Annotated in this window: 14 protein-coding genes and 1 pseudogene; 1 reads left to right on the forward strand and 14 read right to left on the reverse strand. The window is 63.3% G+C overall.

Annotated elements, in window-relative coordinates:
- Positions 1-4 precede the first annotated feature (4 nt).
- The 11 genes and pseudogenes from LH365_RS06750 to LH365_RS06800 form a co-directional block, all read right to left on the reverse strand.
- The gene (locus tag LH365_RS06750; RefSeq protein ID WP_226745400.1) at positions 5-256 is read right to left on the reverse strand and encodes a hypothetical protein; all 252 of its coding nucleotides are present in this window, start codon (positions 254-256) and stop codon (positions 5-7) included.
- The gene (parA, locus tag LH365_RS06755) at positions 249-905 is read right to left on the reverse strand and encodes a ParA family partition ATPase (protein WP_226745401.1); all 657 of its coding nucleotides are present in this window, start codon (positions 903-905) and stop codon (positions 249-251) included. The genes LH365_RS06750 and parA overlap by 8 nt, the downstream gene beginning before the upstream one ends.
- 278 nt (positions 906-1,183) lie before the next feature.
- Positions 1,184-2,005, reverse strand: a pseudogene (locus LH365_RS06760) (replication initiator protein A); the annotation flags it as partial.
- Positions 2,006-2,022: 17 nt separating this feature from the next.
- Entirely contained in the window at positions 2,023-2,304 is a 282-nt protein-coding gene (locus tag LH365_RS06765; protein WP_226745402.1) for an AlpA family transcriptional regulator, read from the reverse strand.
- A gap of 138 nt (positions 2,305-2,442) precedes the next feature.
- Positions 2,443-2,889, reverse strand: coding sequence for a DUF2285 domain-containing protein (locus tag LH365_RS06770; RefSeq protein ID WP_226745403.1), 447 nt, complete (start codon positions 2,887-2,889; stop codon positions 2,443-2,445).
- A 97-nt stretch (positions 2,890-2,986) separates the two neighbouring features.
- Positions 2,987-3,211: a transcriptional regulator domain-containing protein gene (locus tag LH365_RS06775; protein WP_226745404.1), complete on the reverse strand. Its 225-nt coding sequence runs from the start codon at positions 3,209-3,211 to the stop codon at positions 2,987-2,989.
- Positions 3,212-3,323: 112 nt separating this feature from the next.
- Positions 3,324-3,596, reverse strand: coding sequence for a DNA -binding domain-containing protein (locus LH365_RS06780; RefSeq protein WP_226745405.1), 273 nt, complete (start codon positions 3,594-3,596; stop codon positions 3,324-3,326).
- A 117-nt stretch (positions 3,597-3,713) separates the two neighbouring features.
- Positions 3,714-3,959 (reverse strand): helix-turn-helix transcriptional regulator, encoded by a 246-nt coding sequence (locus tag LH365_RS06785; RefSeq protein WP_113372415.1) that lies wholly within the window; start codon positions 3,957-3,959, stop codon positions 3,714-3,716.
- A gap of 181 nt (positions 3,960-4,140) precedes the next feature.
- The gene (locus tag LH365_RS06790) at positions 4,141-4,467 is read right to left on the reverse strand and encodes a DUF736 domain-containing protein (RefSeq protein WP_112796495.1); all 327 of its coding nucleotides are present in this window, start codon (positions 4,465-4,467) and stop codon (positions 4,141-4,143) included.
- A 582-nt stretch (positions 4,468-5,049) separates the two neighbouring features.
- Complete coding sequence (locus LH365_RS06795) at positions 5,050-5,490, reverse strand: hypothetical protein (RefSeq protein WP_226745406.1); 441 nt, start codon at positions 5,488-5,490, stop codon at positions 5,050-5,052.
- A 139-nt stretch (positions 5,491-5,629) separates the two neighbouring features.
- The gene (locus tag LH365_RS06800; protein ID WP_226745407.1) at positions 5,630-5,797 is read right to left on the reverse strand and encodes a hypothetical protein; all 168 of its coding nucleotides are present in this window, start codon (positions 5,795-5,797) and stop codon (positions 5,630-5,632) included.
- A gap of 267 nt (positions 5,798-6,064) precedes the next feature.
- Between LH365_RS06800 and LH365_RS06805 the strand changes: the two genes are divergently transcribed.
- Complete coding sequence (locus tag LH365_RS06805; RefSeq protein WP_226745408.1) at positions 6,065-6,718, forward strand: plasmid pRiA4b ORF-3 family protein; 654 nt, start codon at positions 6,065-6,067, stop codon at positions 6,716-6,718.
- 15 nt (positions 6,719-6,733) lie between these two features.
- On the opposite strand, the gene LH365_RS06810 is transcribed toward LH365_RS06805, so the two are convergent.
- The 3 genes from LH365_RS06810 to LH365_RS06820 form a co-directional block, all read right to left on the reverse strand.
- Complete coding sequence (locus tag LH365_RS06810) at positions 6,734-7,660, reverse strand: DUF2493 domain-containing protein (RefSeq protein ID WP_226745409.1); 927 nt, start codon at positions 7,658-7,660, stop codon at positions 6,734-6,736.
- Between the two features lie 321 nt (positions 7,661-7,981).
- Positions 7,982-9,022 (reverse strand): toprim domain-containing protein, encoded by a 1,041-nt coding sequence (locus LH365_RS06815; protein ID WP_226745410.1) that lies wholly within the window; start codon positions 9,020-9,022, stop codon positions 7,982-7,984.
- Complete coding sequence (locus LH365_RS06820; protein ID WP_226745411.1) at positions 9,022-13,368, reverse strand: strawberry notch family protein; 4,347 nt, start codon at positions 13,366-13,368, stop codon at positions 9,022-9,024. The genes LH365_RS06815 and LH365_RS06820 overlap by 1 nt, the downstream gene beginning before the upstream one ends.
- Positions 13,369-13,499: the final 131 nt, after the last annotated feature.

Here is a 13,499-nt window from a genome sequence, read left to right on the forward strand (position 1 = left end):
ACGCTCATGACGGCTCTCCGGCATCAGCAGGAAACTCCCGCGCGAGAAGATCGCGCAGCATGTCGGCAACGGTCATGCCTCGACGGAAGGCGGCGATCTTGATGCGCCCGCGCATATCCGGCGTGACGTCGATGGTCAGACGCGCAGTGTTGATGGCGGCGTCCGCGACGCGCGCTGGCGCATCAGGCGCCTTGATCCAGCTCTCCGGATCGGCTGGCCGGGCGGCAAAGCCGCGACGGGACGGGCGCTCAGCCATGACGATGCCTCCCGGCAGTAAGGCTCGTGATGTCGTCGGCGAGCCGGGCAATTTCTCGCGCGGCAGGCCCGTCAGGGTCTAGTTCCTGCGCCAGCTGCCCGGATTGGGCGGCGGCGGCAAAGACGATGCGCTGGCCGATGGTTGCGCCGAGCACCGGCGGATCATGATCGGCAAGACCGTCAGCTGTTTCACGGGCGAGGATGGTGCGCGCCGCACAGCGATTGAGGACGAAACGCGCGGCAAGGTCCGGACGATAGATGCGGGCTTCTTTGAGCAGGCCAAGCATTTCGGCGGAAGCCCAACCGTCGAGCGGTGACGGCTGTACCGGGATCAGCACCAGGTCCGCAGCCAGAAGGGCCGAGCGCATCAAGCCGGCGACACGGGGCGGACCGTCGATGACGACATGGTCGGCGCTGCGGGCGAGTTCCGGCGCTTCACGGTGGAGCGTATCGCGCGCCAGTCCAATCACACCGAAGAGCCGTGGCAGGCGTTCATGTTCGCGTTGCTGCGACCAATCCAGCGCCGAGCCCTGCGGATCGGCGTCGATGAGGGTGACGCGCTGCCCCTGGCGCGCCCATTCACCTGCGAGATGCAGCGCCAACGTCGTCTTGCCGACGCCACCCTTTTGATTGAGGAGGGCCACGATCATCGCGGGCCTCCCGAACGGTCTGGAGACCGGCTCTTGGTGATCGGTTTTCCGGCGCTGTCTTGGGCGTCAAAGGCACCGTCAGATGGGTTTTCCCCATCGCGCGCGCGCATCATGAAGTTAGATTCTGAGTTAGATTCTAAGTTAAGGGGTCGATTTCCGCTTTTGCCTCCGTGGGTTACACCCTGTTTGGGTTCCTGATAGCACGAGAGGGCGGTTCCTGATGGCACGTGTCCGAGGGTTCCCGATGGCACGAGGCTATCCACAGCCTGTCCACAGGCGGGATGAGGTTCGAAGGCGAGTAGCATTCGTCCGCCAACCTCGACCTCCAGAAACAGCGTGTAGCCCGGCAGGGGCTGTCGGCGCACGATGTCACGCAGCTCGAAGGCGAAGCGCTTGAACGGCGATAGGGCGCCGGATTTCTGGTGCAGGTGACGGAAGTCGAACCGCCAGCCGCTGCGCTGCCGGCCGCCATGCTTGCGCACAAGGCGATAGAGCCAGCGGTCAAGCCCGCCAGTCAGATCGAAATAGGCCCGGTCAATGGTGAGGATAAGGGCGTTGTCGAGCACGGCCTGATAGAACCAGTCAGGAACGATCAGCTCGATGCCGTCTGGGCGACCGGTCCGATCCGTGCGCTCCTTCCATTCGTTGATCCAGGAGAAGCGATGGCGGCGGCCTTCCGCCGCCTGACGGATGGAGGTGCTGACCGTCGTCGATTGCAGCCGGTCGAGCGCTGCCTTGAGGCGCTGATAGTCGCGAAGTGATGTTCCACGACCGATGAAGGTGAGAATTTCATAGGGTGTCGCCGCCATGAGCCGCGAGGTCCGCAAGCCGGAGTCGCGGGCTTCAACGATCTGGCTTGCGGCCCAGATCAGGATGTCGGCGTCCCAGATGGTGGCCATGCCATGGTCTGGCACAGCCTCGACGCGGATCGAGATGGCGCCCGCGACGAAGTCGATGGGCGTCACACGATGCGATTTGGACAGGGAGAAGAAGGGATAGGCCATGAGATCCTGCGCATCTCTTGGCGCGAAATCGCCAGGGAGTGCCCGAAAGAGATCGAGCTGCCCGCGCTCCGAGAGTGTTCGATGCCGCGCCGACATGGGATAGGGACGCCGGGTCAGCGCGCGAGGCGGCTTGGCTGGCCGCCCGACGGAAAGCCATGGCGCTTGGCGGGAAGAACCTGACCGCGCGGATCGGTTGTCGACGTCACCGCGCCGCGCTCGGCCCAGGCTTGCAGGTCGTCGACGGCGTAGACGACGCGGCCTCCGAGCTTCTTGTAGGCCGGGCCGGTGCCATAGGTGCGGTGCTTTTCGAGGGTCCGGGCAGATAGGCTGAGAAATTCAGCGGCTTCCTTGGTGCGCAGAAAGCGCGGCGGCAAAACGGCGAGATCGGGGCGCATGGATCGGCCTTTCGTGGTGTGCGTTGGAACCGTCGGGAACAGACGGCGAATGCAGGCCACGATGGCGAAGGGAAGCGGGTTGGATGGAGGAGGAATTTGCGGGGGTCGAATTTCCCACACCGCGTCAGTACAAGAGTTTCAGGGTTTGCGACGGTGGCGAAGGAGTTTGCGATAGCCGCCGGAAATCATCGAGCGTGCGTCGCGGAGGAGTGACATCACCGAATGGCGGATCGGGGACACTTGCCATTCGCTGCGGCCCAATCGTTTGAGGCGGAAGAGGCTCTGGGCGATCTCCTGCTGGGTGGCGCCAGAGCGTAGTCCATCGATGGCCTGTAGCATGCGCCGTGCCCGGGCGCGTTGCTGTCGCGTCAGACGTGCGTCGGGCGGCACGGACCGGCCATGAAGGTGAGCGAGGAGGCGATAGACGGCTGCAAGCCGGTCGAAGCCTTCCAGCGTCAGGGGAATGATCGCGGCAAGGGGTTCGGCGTCCAGGCTGAACACTTGCAGCCTTTGATCATCCAGCAGAGGCAATAGCGCATGAAAGCCGTCAATGCTTTGCTGGTCTGTGGACAAGGCGATCGGCAAGGGACTGTCTTGCGAGCGCGCGTCTTGCAGCACCGGCGGCGGTGACGATAACAGAACCACGCTGGTATCGGCTTGCGGCAGCCAGAATACAGGCGCGTCAGGCAGGTCGAGTGCTGGATCGACGGCGAAATCGCAACCCCCAGTGCTGGCGGATTTTTTCCGTCAGCTGTTCGCGGTCCGCGCTGGGGTCATTCAGGGCTTCATAGTCCCTGTCGTAGCCTTCGTTGCGACGCAACCACTCCCAGGCGAGATCAGAGGCGCTCAGGGTGTCGACGTGTTCATAATTCGCGGCGGATCGCCAGCGAGACGCATCTGGCAGCATCAGAACCCTCCATCAATGGTGCCGAATTGAGGGAGGGGTAAGATTCCCGGATGGGTTGTCGGGTGGAAGACAGAGAGTCGGCATCGCCTGATGCCGTAGAAGCATCACCCCGTTAAGCGGGTGGGTTCTTGCCGATCAGCTCCCGATAGCCATGCTCGCTCATCCATTGGGCACGAGCGAGATGAGCGGCATGAATGTGGCGACATCGTTCCGGATCGGTCGCTGGATCAAGGCCAAACAGAACCTTCACGACATCGCGCCAGTCAGCGCCGTCGCGCGCGGCGTCCAGGAGCCGTAGATAGAGCGTCATATGCTCCCGGTCATAGACCGTGAGTGACGGCCCAGCTGGTGGCTCGTCCTGAAAATGTTGGGTTGATTGCGCCATTACCGGACACCGTAGCAGATGATTTCCACGCCGTTAACTCTATGCACCGTGTCAATGACCCGGGCATGATGAAGAACGGGGAAGACGGGCATGTTGTTCTCGGCGGTCAATCGACGATTATCTTTGCCGGGACTGTTCATGATGTAGAAGCACGCCTTCACCCTTGTCGGTCAGCAGGAGCACAATGCCGGCCGCCTCCAGTGCCCTGCGAACCTGATCGCGCGTTGTTTCATACACCTCGAGGCCGCTTTCGGATTCGAGGCGCTTGAGCGCGGTCAATGATACTCGGGCCTTGTCAGCGAGCGTCTCCTGCGTCCATCCCAGCAACGCGCGTGCGGCCCGTGATTGTCGGGCGGTGATCATGCATGATCACCTCCCACCGGCAGCAACGCATATGCCAGAACTACGACTATAATAGTCGCTCTTGGCGCGCGGTGCGAGTAAAAACCGTTGAAGATCGCGGCGCTAACCGGAATTGACCAGCAACTGATTCGGTTGTCAGGGGAAAGACCCCGGCCGGAGGGCCGGGGCCTTTGAGCCGGGGTCAGTCGCCGCGGCGGCCGTTGGGGCGGGACCAGATCAGCGAGTAGGTTTCGCCGTCTTCGTCGTCGAAGAGGTTGGCGTAGATGGGGGCGTTGAAGCTCGGATCGTCGAGCTTGAGGCCGAGATAGGGCCGGTCGTCGTTGGAGCGCTTCGACCAGGCCGCTCCGATTTCTGCCCGGCCGACCATGACGCGGTGGCTGGGGGCGTTTTCGCCGTTGGCGCGCAGGTCGGGGACGATGCGGACGCCCTTGGCCTGGACGCTCAGAGTGACGATCTCGCCGGTGAACTCGTTCGAGCCGGTTTTCTTGAAGGTGCCGATGGTAGCCATTTTAAAATCTCCGTTTTTCGTGTTCGAGCCCGCTACCGCAGCGGCCTCGATGGTGGTCGGGAGGCCGGAGGCGATCGACGCCGCATCGACAAATCATTCATGATGGCGACCGGAGCGAAGCGGAGGATGGCGACAGAGCGGTTTTCTTGGCTCGCGAGGAATGGGTGAAACCCAGGGGAAGAAAATTGCGTCGCGCCATTGCGGCTTAGGCGGTCGAGGCGAAGCCGTCCTTCGGCCAGATCAGCCCATTGGAGAGGCCGTGCAGGTAGCGGTTCTCAATGCGTCCGAACGGAGATAAATGGCTGCCCTGGTTCCTCATGAACCGGCACAGGCAGTGACATCGAGATCAATTGCCAGTGACTGGACCTTCGGCTTGCATCATCCTGACCGATGCCACCTGATAGCCCGCAGCAGTGCCGTCTGGTCGGCGGCGTCAGTCTGAGGCTTTTCTGTCGCGTGGCAAATGGCGATCGTGTTTCATCGGCTCAGATGATGAACGTTCTCACCGCCCGTCCCAAATACCTTGCGGCACAAGGCGGCGGAAGTCTTCGCTTGGCTGTCGACCTATGTTGATTGCGATGACTACGCCCGCGCCATGGTCCCGCTCGACGCTGGGGACACTGCCATGCCCGCCACCCTCAGAAACGCTGTGATCCCCACGGCGACCGCGCCGATGACGGAGAAGATGACCTGCCAGGTTTTCGACGGCATGGTGTGCTTGACGATCCCGTGTGTGGCGTGAAAGCCTGCGATTGCCGCGGGAAGCACAAAGGCAGCCGCGACCAGCAGCCTGATCCAAAGTGGCCGCACGACGATCAGCAGAAATTGGCCGATACCCAGGGTCAACGCCGCCCCGATAAGGCCGATGAGGATTGCGCCAGGCCATCCAGCGCCCGTGCCATAAGCCCACGTTCCGATTGAAACGCCGGCGAAAAGCGGCAGTGCGAAGACCGCGAGTGTGAACAGCAGCCAGCACAGGAAGCCTATGGCGGCGATGGATGCGAGAATGCCGAGAAAGAGCATGGTGGTATCTCCGGGAGATGAACTCTGACGGTTGCGCCTCCACCACCACCACGGCGCAGCTGCATTATAGCAAATCGACAATGATAAGAGGAGTGGAAACCGGCGGGTTTCCGCCATTTGAGGCGAGGCGTTCGCCCCGTTAAGGGGCGAAGGGATCGATTTCGCGCAGGATCGAGGCCTCGTCGCCGTCGAATTCGGCGGCCGGCGTAACCGAGAGCGTGCCGTCGCCGGCGCGGAAGATGATGATGGCCACCATCAGGGTTGAGGCGAGGCTGAGAGCGAAGGCGTAAGCGTAGGTGGAGGACATTGATCCGGCTCCTGTTTGAAGCGGAGGACCATCCCCCACTGACAGGCGCCCGAAGCGTCCGGCCAAAGGCCGCAATCACCGATGAAGGCGAAGCCGCAAGCGGCGGCACGCGCATGCGTAGTCCGACCCTTTACGGGTTGATGGCGTCAGGCCGTTGGATGGATCAAGGATAAGCGCAAATGAAGCGGGGTGGCTCCTGCTCGAATATTCGCCGGAATCAGTTGCGTTCGGTGATGCTATTGGCTTGTTAAGTTCGTTGACTGCGCCTTGACGCATGGCCTTGGCTTCGGCATCGTCCTTGCTATGTCCTCAGCGCTTAACGCCGTTCGCCTTCGTGTATCGATTGATGGTATCCAGCCAGCCATCTGGCGGCGTTTGCTCATACCGGCACACTGGAATCTCGAACACCTCCACCTTGGAATTCAGGCCGCGTTCAATTGGTGGAACTACCATCTCCACGAATTCCACATCGGCGGACTGCGCTTTGGCGATGTCGCCCTTCTGGAAGATGGGGCGGGTCCAGATGATCCGCGTGTTTTCGATGAACGGGATGTTCAACTTAAGGATTTTTCTCGATCCGGAAGCACTTTTACCTACACATATGACTTCGGCGACAACTGGCGACATACGGTTGAACTGGAGGAATGGCTTTGGCTTGATGTATTTCCCAAAAAGGCCATGTGCGAGGACGGTGCCTTTGCAAGGCCGCCTGAAGACGTCGGCGGGATCTCGGGATATGAGCATTTCCTCGAGGTGATGGGGGATCCTGGCGACCCTGAACACGCCGACATCAAGCGTTGGTGCGGTGGGCACTTCGATCCCGAGTGGTTTGATCTGGACCTCGTCAACAAGGATGTCGGCAACGCACTGAAACCAAATGTTCGCCGGAGGTTGCATCAGCCCAAGCCAAAGCGGGTGTAGGCGTTCCAGCGGCGCTCACGCGCCGCCACCGCCGAATCGATAAACCGGGATGCCCAGCTTGCGGGCCTTGTCGGCGAGATTGTCCTGAATACCGGTGCCGGGGAAGACGATTACGCCGATTGGCATCACGGAGAGCATTTGGTCATTGCGCTTGAAGGGTGCGGCCTTGGCGTGCTTCACCCAGTCGGGCTTGAAGGCGACCTGTGGCACCTTGCGATGGTCAGCCCAGCGGGCGGCAATCTTTTCGGCGCCTTTGGGCGAGCCGCCGTGCATTAGGACCATGTCGGGATGCTTGGCGTGGACCTGATCGAGTTTGGCCCAGATCAGCTTGTGGTCGGCAGTGTCGCCGCCGGTGAAGGCGATCTTCGGCCCGGCGGGCATGAGCACTTCGGTCTCAGTGCGACGTTTGGCTGCCAGGAAGTCGCGGCTGTCGATCATCGCTGCGGTAAGATTGCGATGGTTGACCATCGATCCTGTGCGGGGCCTCCAGCTTGATCCGGTATGGCGCTCGAAATGGTCGGCGGCCTGATCGCGCATCAGTTCGAAGGCGTCGCGGCGCTCCAGAAGCGTCTGCCCCTCGGCGGTGAGGCGCTCCAGTTCGACTGATCTCACCTCGCTGCCGTCCTGTTCGCGCTGAAGGCGGCGCTGTCCTTGCTCGTTATCGTCCAATTCGCGTTCAATCCGGTGGCAAGCGCGGTGGAAAAGATTGACGGTTGACCAGAGGAGATCGTCGAGATCGGGTTCCAGGCGGGTGTCCATAAGGGTTGCGATCAGGGCGTCGAAGATGTCGGCGATAGCGCCGGTGACGCGGGTTGCTTCCGGCAGTGGGCGGGGGTCTGGTTCGCCCTCAAAAGGGCGATAGCCGAAAAGCTGAAGCTCCTGGAGGAGATGGTCCGTGGGAGAGGATGCGTGGTGGGGCTCGAAATCGTCGTGCTCGCTCATTGGATGCTCCATCGTTTGGACCGCGACCCTCGCGGCCTTCATGGCGACGAAGCTCATGGGCGGGACGGGACTGCACCCGGCGCGCAGCGCAGGGCCGGAGCAAAGCGGAGGATGGCGACAAGCCGGCTATTTTGTTTCGCGATGGAAAGGCGGCCCATCTTCTCTTTTGGGGCCGCCACCGGAAAATAGCTGGCGCAGCCATTGCCGCCCCGGCACGCCTATGGGCCGATCGCCCTCTCGAAAGCCGAGGCGTGGTCCTCTTCCGATGTAGGGGCATCCGGGCGAGCATGGCGATGACGTCGCCACTTTCCTCCCTGCCGGTTATGCCGCCAGCGCCATGAAGCGGGCGACGTCCTGTGGTGCGAGTTGGCCCCTGAGATTAGCCCGGAGTGTATCGAGGCCAAGGTACCGGAGATCCTCGTTGAAGTCCTGCAATACCGGTGACAGCACGATCGCCTCGATCCCGACCGCGTTCGCTCGTTCGATCAAACTGTCCCGCGCGCCGTCGCCCGCCGGGTCGTTGTCGCGGATGACATAGAGCCGACGCAGCGTTTCCGGAAACAGAACGGCGGCGAGATGGGCAGCGGACAATGCCGCCGCCATGGCCATGTCCGGTATGGCCTGGCTTACCGAAAGCACGCTTTCGATGCCTTCGCCCGCGGCCATCACATCACCCGGCACACCAAAGCGAACGGCGTGACCAAGCAGGTCTCCCATCGCCTTGCGCTGCGTTTCGACAGGCGCCTTGTCGGTGCCGTCAGGGGCGAGCCATGTCCGGTGGGCGCCAGTAATCCGGCCGTTGAGATCGGTGACGGCGGCGATCATCGCTGGCCAGGTTTCAAGCGGGCCATGGTCATCTGGCCGATAATAGCAGCGTGGATGGAGGCGCAGGTTTCCGGTTCCGTGCAAAGCCGTAATGCCGCGTGTGCGGAAATACGTCTCTACGGGGGTGCCGCTGATCGGCTTCGACATGGCGAACAATCGCCTTGCCGCCTCGGCCGAGCCTGACGGAGCTGGTTTGCCCGGTCGCTCCTTCGGTGCTGCTGCGGGTTCAGGACGCGGCAGACTGAGAAAGGAACGCGCCTCGCCGATGACATCGGCGAAGTCAATGAGGCCGCAACTTTCCCGGATCACGTCGAGCAGGTCGCCATGCTCGCCGGTGGCGGCGTCGGTCCATTTGCCGGCTGGGCCTTTCACCGTCTCCTTGAGCCGCACGAACATGGAGCGGCCGGGCGTGTTGCGGGCATCGCCAACCTGCCAGTAATTGCCCTGGCGACGGCCAGCGTCGAGATAGTGGCGGCACACCGCCTCGGCCTCCCGGCCGAGACGGGTCGCCAGATCGGAAGCGTCGAGCCGGGCCATCACGCCGCCTCGCGCTCGCCGATGCGCTGCACCGGATAGTGTCCCAGCACGCGCTCCAATACAGCCGGGCCGGCGGCATCTGTCGGCACGAACATCCTGAGCTTCCACGAGATGATCTCGTGGAACAGGCCATAGGCGGTAAGCCGCTCGCGCATGGTGTCGGTGAACCCCGACAATTCGATGCGATCTGCGCCCATGACGCGGACGCGGCGAAGCTGAAGCCCCTCAGCGAGATCGAGGATGGTGCGCCCATCCATCAGCGCCATGAAGGCATCGGCAGGCGTGAGCGTGGCTGCGCCGGTCGTGGTTGCGTTGGCCGCCCATGCCGGCGAGACCTTGCGGCCAACGATCCGTTCGCCATCGTCGGTCTGGAGCCGATAGACACGTGTGGATTCGTTCGGCAGCCGTTTCCAGATTGGCAGCAACAAGCCGGCGACGATGTGGATCGTGCTGTCGGAGAACTCCGGCACATCCGCAACCTCAACGGCCCAGGCCGTGGCGAAGGCGCTGCGCTCCGCCTCAATCCAATGGGTCTCGCCCATCATCTTCAATGGAACAGTGTGCGATTCCATCGGCCGGACCAGCCGGACGCGGCGTTCGATCTCGCCATCGTCGAGCATGATCGAGGTGGAGGGGATCTGCACGGCTGCGCGGCCCGAACGCTCGTTGACCAGCAGCTTGGCGCTGGATTCGGCCATATGGGCGAGCGCGTCGTCCAGTGTGACCGGGCGGTTGCGGGCCCGCTGGGCGATCGTGAGGAGGCGGGTCTCGGCACCCGTGCCCGGATGCGTATAGATGGTCTGGCGGTCGGTGACGGTGAAGCCTTCCGCCGTCAAAGTTTCCAGCCCGACATCGTAGACGCCGCTGGCGATGGCGCCTTCGATCTTGGCGGTGAGAAGCTGCTCGAAGGCGGTAAACAGCACGCCCTGCAGCTCGATGGTCAGCGCCAGCAGCCGGTTGAGGAAGGTGGTGATCGGCGGCAACTCGTCTTTGATACCGTTTGCGTCCGTCAGCTTCAGGCCGGTGGCGGTTTCGAAGCGGTCGAGCGAGCAGCCTTCGACCTTGCCACGCACCAGCAACAGATAGAGCTGGCGCAGTGCATCACGGGCATAGGGGCTTTCGAGATTGTCCTCCGGGCGGAACAGGCCCTGACCGCCGGTCTGACGCTGGCCGCGCGTAATCGCCCCGAGCGTATCGAGCCGCCGGGCGATGGTGGAAAGAAAACGCTTCTCAGCCTTCACATCCGTGGCGATCGGCCGGAACAGGGGCGGCTGCGCCTGGTTGGTTCGGTGCGTGCGGCCGAGGCCCTGGATAGCAGCGTCCGCCTTCCAACCGGGTTCGAGCAGATAGTGGACGCGCAGCCGCGTGTTCCGCGCCGACAGTTCGGCATGGTAGCTGCGGCCGGTGCCACCCGCGTCCGAGAAAATCAGGATGCGCTTAATGTCATCCATGAAGCCTTGAGTCTCGGCGAGATTGGCGGCGGCGGCGCGTGTCTCGACGACAAGGCGGTCGCCACCCGAAGGCGTCCTCTTGCGGACGATGCGCCGTGAACGGCCCGTCACCTCGGCGACCAACTCCGTACCGAAATGCTGGACGATCTGGTCGAGCGCGCCGGGCACCGGCGGCAGGGAGGCAAGCTGCGCGATCAGCTCGTCGCGGCGCGCGACGGCTTCGCGGCTTTCGACGGGCTGACCGTCGCGATAGACCGGTCGCGAAAACAGGTTGCCCTCGCTGTCGGTGAAAGGCTCGTAGAGCTGCACCGGGAAGGAATGGGCGAGGTAGTCGAGAACGTATTCTCTGGGCGTGATGTCGATCCGAACGTCGTTCCATTCCTCGGTTGGCAGTTCGGCCAGACGGCGTTCCATCAGCGCCTCGCCAGTCGAGACGATCTGGATCACGGCGGCATGGCCAGCTTCGAGATCGCTGCTGATCGACCGGATCAGGGTCGGCGTTTTCATACTGGTGAGCAGATGGCCGAAAAAGCGTTGTTTGGCGCTCTCGAAGGCCGAGCGGGCGGCGGACTTGGCCTGCCGGTTCAGCGTGCCGGAAGCGCCGGTGATATTGGCCGCTTCCATCGCAGCATCCAGATGGTTGTGGATGATGGCGAAGGCCCCGGCATAGGCGTCGTAGATGCGGGTCTGCTCAGAGCTTAGCGCATGCTCGACCAGCTCATATTCCACGCCGTCGAAGGAGAGCGAGCGGGCGGTGTAAAGGCCGAGCGCGCGGAAGTCGCGGGCCAGCACTTCCATCGCTGCAACGCCGCCGTCCTCGATCGCTTCGACGAATTCGGTCCTGGTCGAGAACGGAAAATCCTCGCCACCCCAGAGCCCGAGGCGCTGAGCGTAGGCCAGGTTATGGACCGTGGTGGCGCCGGTCGCCGATACATAGACAACGCGGGCGTTCGGCAGGGCATGCTGAAGGCGCAGACCGACGCGACCTTGCTGCGAGGCGGCCACATCGCCGCGTTCTCCCTTGCCGCCCCCGGCGTTTGCCATCGCGTGCGCCTCGTCGAAAATGATCGCTCCATCAAAATCAGAGCCCAACCATTCAACGATCTGCCGGACGCGGGAAACCTTGCTCCCGCGGTCGTCGGAGCGTAGCGTGGCATAGGTCGTAAATAGGACGCCTTCCGGCAATGTGATCGGCCGCCCTTGGGGGAAACGCGACAGCGGCGTGACCAACAAGCGCTCCATGCCGAGCGCCGACCAGTCACGCTGCGCGTCCTCGATGAGCTTGTCGGATTTGCTGATCCAGACGGCTTTACGGCGACCCTGAAGCCAGTTGTCGAGAATGATCGCGGCGGACTGGCGGCCTTTGCCAACGCCAGTACCGTCACCGATCATGAAGCCGCGCCGGAAGCGAACGGCATCATTCGCATCCTCGCGGGCAGCACTGACCACGTCGAAGGTGGCGTCCACCGTCCAAGATCCGGCGAGATGATCGGCGTGCGCTTCGCCCGCGTAGATGACGGTCTCGAGCTGGGCGTCCGACAGCAGATCATGGATATTGGCTGGGAGGCGTGGCCGATAGCTCGGCTTGGGCGGTGCGACCGATGCCATCGCTGCGGATTGCACGAGCTTGGTCGGGTGCGCCTGAGAGCCGAGAATACGGATCGACTGCAATCCGTATTCTTCATAGATGCCATCGGACGGGCGTCCGCCTTCGCTGGTCGGCCCGTCTATAGTCTCGTAAGCAAGCGGCACGCCCTCGGGCTCGGCCAAAGGCGCGGTCGTCGGCGCGACCTTGGCGGCACGATTGATATAACCGCGCACGCTGCGCGGGGCAGCGGCCGGGGTCGCCGGTACCATGACGGAGGGATCGACGGCGAGCCGTTCCGGCAGGTGCTCGGTGAGCCAACACAGCAAGGTTGCAGCGTCGGGCGCGATACCGGGTGCGACCGGGAACACGGCAGGATCATCGGCGGGGCGTTTATCGATGACGGTCAGCCGCGTCGGAAATGTCGTGCCATGCTTGGCATAGACAGCGCCGTCGATGGCAGCCGAGAACACGATCTGCCCGCGTTCCTGCAATCGCATGAAGATGTCCGTCCAGGCCGGATTGTCGGGCGCGAAACTGGCGCCAGTGATCGTGACCAGCCGCCCGCCGGGAGCCAGGCGCGCCAAGGCTGAGGTGAGATGGCGGTAAGCGGCGTCTGCCACGCGGCCCTCGACATTGGCCATGACCGAAAAGGGCGGATTCATCAGCACGACGCTGGGCGTGACGGCGGGGTCCAGATGATCGTCTATCTGCGCCGCGTCGAAGTGGGTGACGGAAATGGCCGGGAAGAGGAGCGACAGCAGTCTGGCGCGGGTGTCGGCCAACTCGTTGAGGACGAGCGTACCGCCAGCGATCTCGGCCAGGATGGCCAGCAGGCCGGTGCCCGCCGAGGGTTCGAGAACCCGGTCGGCGGGGGTGATGGCCGCGGCGTGGGCAGCGACCAGCCCGAGCGGGATCGGCGTCGAGAATTGCTGAAAGGTCTGGCTTTCGGTCGAGCGCCGCGTATGTGTCGGTAGAAGGCCGGCGATTTTCGTCAGCGCGGACAGCCTTGCCGCAGGCGTTCCGGCTTTGCGGAAAAGCGTAGGTCCGTACTTGCGGAGGAACAGGACGGTTGCGGCTTCGCAGGCGTCATAGGCCGTCTTCCAGTCCCAGGCGCCGGCCGCATCCGACGCGCCATAGGCGGTTTCCATCGCCGCACGCAGAACTGCGGCGTCGACCCGCTCGCCACGTTCGAGATGCGGCAGCAGCTGGCCGGCGGCCGCGAAGATGCCGTCGGCGTGCTCGTGGGTGGAGCCAAACGGAAGTGTTGCGGCGACGGTCGCCGTCGTGGATCCGGAGATCATGGTCATCGTGGGGAACCTCACGGAGAGCGGGAAGGAACGAGCCCGCGCGGCGCTCTCTCAACCGCTCCGGCTCAAACCCGTCCCGGCAGCCCTCTCACTCTCAAGACATCCGCATGGAAAAAGCGCCCGACCGTGAG

The sequence above is a fragment of the Asticcacaulis sp. AND118 genome, assembly GCF_020535245.1.
Taxonomy (GTDB): Bacteria; Pseudomonadota; Alphaproteobacteria; order Caulobacterales; family Caulobacteraceae; genus Asticcacaulis.

Excerpts from the sequence above, each read along its gene's own strand:
- LH365_RS06750 (WP_226745400.1), bottom strand. The coding sequence starts at position 256 with ATGGCTGAGCGCCCGTCCCGTCGCGGCTTTGCCGCCCGGCCAGCCGAT.
- LH365_RS06815 (WP_226745410.1), bottom strand. The coding sequence starts at position 9,022 with ATGGCCCGGCTCGACGCTTCCGATCTGGCGACCCGTCTCGGCCGGGAG.
- LH365_RS06780 (WP_226745405.1), bottom strand. The coding sequence starts at position 3,596 with ATGGCGCAATCAACCCAACATTTTCAGGACGAGCCACCAGCTGGGCCG.
- LH365_RS06810 (WP_226745409.1), bottom strand. The coding sequence starts at position 7,660 with ATGAGCGAGCACGACGATTTCGAGCCCCACCACGCATCCTCTCCCACG.
- LH365_RS06820 (WP_226745411.1), bottom strand. The coding sequence starts at position 13,368 with ATGACCATGATCTCCGGATCCACGACGGCGACCGTCGCCGCAACACTT.
- LH365_RS06800 (WP_226745407.1), bottom strand. The coding sequence starts at position 5,797 with ATGTCCTCCACCTACGCTTACGCCTTCGCTCTCAGCCTCGCCTCAACC.
- LH365_RS06775 (WP_226745404.1), bottom strand. The coding sequence starts at position 3,211 with ATGCTGCCAGATGCGTCTCGCTGGCGATCCGCCGCGAATTATGAACAC.
- LH365_RS06765 (WP_226745402.1), bottom strand. The coding sequence starts at position 2,304 with ATGCGCCCCGATCTCGCCGTTTTGCCGCCGCGCTTTCTGCGCACCAAG.
- LH365_RS06795 (WP_226745406.1), bottom strand. The coding sequence starts at position 5,490 with ATGCTCTTTCTCGGCATTCTCGCATCCATCGCCGCCATAGGCTTCCTG.
- parA (WP_226745401.1), bottom strand. The coding sequence starts at position 905 with ATGATCGTGGCCCTCCTCAATCAAAAGGGTGGCGTCGGCAAGACGACG.
- LH365_RS06785 (WP_113372415.1), bottom strand. The coding sequence starts at position 3,959 with ATGATCACCGCCCGACAATCACGGGCCGCACGCGCGTTGCTGGGATGG.
- LH365_RS06790 (WP_112796495.1), bottom strand. The coding sequence starts at position 4,467 with ATGGCTACCATCGGCACCTTCAAGAAAACCGGCTCGAACGAGTTCACC.